The sequence below is a fragment of the Kitasatospora sp. NPDC059571 genome, assembly GCF_042735675.1.
Classification (GTDB): domain Bacteria; phylum Actinomycetota; class Actinomycetes; order Streptomycetales; family Streptomycetaceae; genus Kitasatospora.
Window position 1 is genome coordinate 1 of the sequence record NZ_JBHWBW010000724.1, and the last position, 2,474, is coordinate 2,474.

The 2,474-nt window shown below is 77.4% G+C and carries 2 protein-coding genes; both read right to left on the reverse strand.

Annotated features, from left to right (window positions below):
• Positions 1-1,459: DNA polymerase IV (locus ACFV0G_RS38290; RefSeq protein ID WP_380558167.1), on the reverse strand; the 1,459-nt coding region annotated here is incomplete at its 3' end.
• A 97-nt stretch (positions 1,460-1,556) separates the two neighbouring features.
• Entirely contained in the window at positions 1,557-2,267 is a 711-nt protein-coding gene (locus ACFV0G_RS38295) for a vancomycin high temperature exclusion protein (protein ID WP_380558170.1), read from the reverse strand.
• Positions 2,268-2,474 lie beyond the last annotated feature (207 nt).

The window sequence follows — 2,474 nt, forward strand, 5'->3', positions numbered from 1 at the left end:
GGCGAGGGGGTGGGGGGGGGGGGGGGTCGTGCGGGCGCCGCGCGGGGCGCTCCCGCCTCGCGCGCGGCGCGGGGGGGGCGCCGGGCCCCCGCGGGCTATCGTCCCCCGCCAACGTCCGGCCCCGGCCCGGGCCGTCGTAGGGGGTCTCGAACCGGACGGTGACCCGGCCGACGCCGCTGCCCTGCACCCAGCCCGGGCCGTACTCCTCGTGCTCCACGTCCTGCCCCGGCCGCCAGTGCCGGACGGACGACACCTCCTCCTCGACCGGCTCCGCCTCGTCCGGGCCGGCTCCCCCGGCCGGCCCGGCGAGCGCCTCGGCCTGTGCCTCCGCCAGCGCGTCGGCCTCCGCCTGGGCCGCGTGCGCCGCCTGGGCGAAGAGGTCCTCCTGGGTATAGTCGGCCAGTTGGGCCACGCCGACGCCCAGCAGCCGCACCCCGCCGGTGATGTCGACCTGGAGCGCCAGGCGGCGGGCCGTCTCGGCGATCACCGTCCCGTCGTCGGTGGGCGCCCGGAGCGTCTCGGACCGGGTGAGGGTGGAGAAGTCGAAGCGGCGCACCTTCAGCACGACCGTCCGCCCGGAGCGGCCCGCCGCGCGCAGCCGCCGGACGCAGCGGGCGGTCAGCTGGTCGATCTCCTGCAGGATGCGGTCGCGGTCCGCCAGGTCCACCTCGAAGGTGTCCTCGACGGAGACGGACTTGGCGTCGCGGTCCGGCACCACCGGCCGCTCGTCCTGCGCGGTCGCCATGAGGTAGACGCCGGTGCCGTGCGCCCGGCCGAGCAGCTGGACCAGCTCCTCCTCCCCCGCGTCGGCCAGGTCGGCCACGGTGGTCAGCCCGGCGCGGCGCAGCGCCTGCTCGGTCGCCGGGCCGATGCCGGGCAGCGCCCGCACCGGCAGCGTGCTCAGCACGGCCCGCTCCGAGCCGATCCCGACCATCACCAGGCCGTCCGGCTTGGCCTGCTCGGAGCCGATCTTCGCCATCAGCTTGGACCCGGCCGCGCCCACCGAGGCGGTCAGCCCGGTGGCTTCCAGGATGTCGGCGCGCAGGTCCTCGGCGACCGCGCGCACCAGCTCGGCGCCCTCGGCCGGGCCGGCCTCGGCCAGTGCCGGACCGTACGGCCCGGCCTCCAGGTCGACGAAGGCCTCGTCCAGGCTGAGCGGCTCGACGAGCGGGGAGCGCTCGCGCAGCAGCCCCATGACGATCTCGCTGTTCTGCCGGTAGGCGTCGAACCGGCCGGACAGGAAGGCGGCGTTCGGGCAGAGCCGCCTGGCCTGCGCCATCGGCATCGCCGAGTGCACACCGAACCGGCGGGCCTCGTACGAGGCGGTGGAGACCACGCCGCGGCCGCCGAGCCCCCCGACGATCACCGGCTTGCCGCGCAGGCTCGGCTTGGACGCCTGCTCCACCGCCGCGAAGAAGGCGTCCATGTCGAGGTGGATGATGCTCGGCACGGTGCGCACAGCCCGATCATCCCCCACCCCGCTGACAATCCGTTCGAGGCGGAGGGCGGCCTTCCACCGGGGCCGATCCGGACGCCGACCCGGACGCCCGGCCCGGTCAGGACCCTACGGCGTCCGCGAGCGCACGGGCGATGCCGGGCTCCTTCGCGCCGAGGAACTGCGGGTCGGGGCGGAGCCACACGTTCAGCGCGGCCTTGGCCGCGCCGGGGATCTCGCGCAGGCCGCCGTAGTACCAGGTCGCGTCGTGCGGCTCGTCCACCCCGACCGCGTACGCGTCGATCCCGGCGGCCTGGCAGAGCGCCAGCGCCCGGCGGACATGGAACCGCTGACTGACCAGCAGGGCGCGGTCCACCCCGAAGATCCGCCGGGCCCGGCTGCAGGAGTCCCAGGTCTCGAACCCGGCGTAGTCGCCGACGACCCGGACGGCGGGCACGCCGTGGCCGATCAGGTAGCCGCGCATCGCGTCGGTCTCGTCGTAGTCCGTGCGGCTGTTGTCGCCGGTGACCAGGATCGCCCGCACCTTGTGCTGCCGGTAGAGGGCGAGCGCCGCGTCGAGGCGGCCCGCCAGGTACGGGGAGGGCTCGCCGTCGAAGAGTCCCGCACCGAACACCACCGCGACCGGCGCGGCGGGCGCCGTGGCGACGGTGCCGATCCGGTCCGGCGCCCTGGTCCACAGCCAGGCGCTGGGTGCCAGGGCCAGCAGGGTGGCGACGACGGCGGCCTGGAACCACCGGCGCCGCCCGGGCCGGGTGCCGAGGCCCGGCAGCCGTGCCGCGGCCGCCGCGGCCCGCCCGGACAGCCGCCGCAGCCCCGACCGGACCGGTACCCGGCGCAGCGCCGCGAGCCGGCCCCGCGCCGCGGTCCGCCCGCGCCCCCGGAGACCGCGCCCGGCCCGGACCACCCTCGCCGCCGCTCGCCGCACCCAGAACCCCCATGATAGACATAGTCGCTCTACCGCACGCGGCGAGGGGGGCCCGCGCGGGGCCCCGGCGGCCCCCCGGCCGCGCCCCCCGCC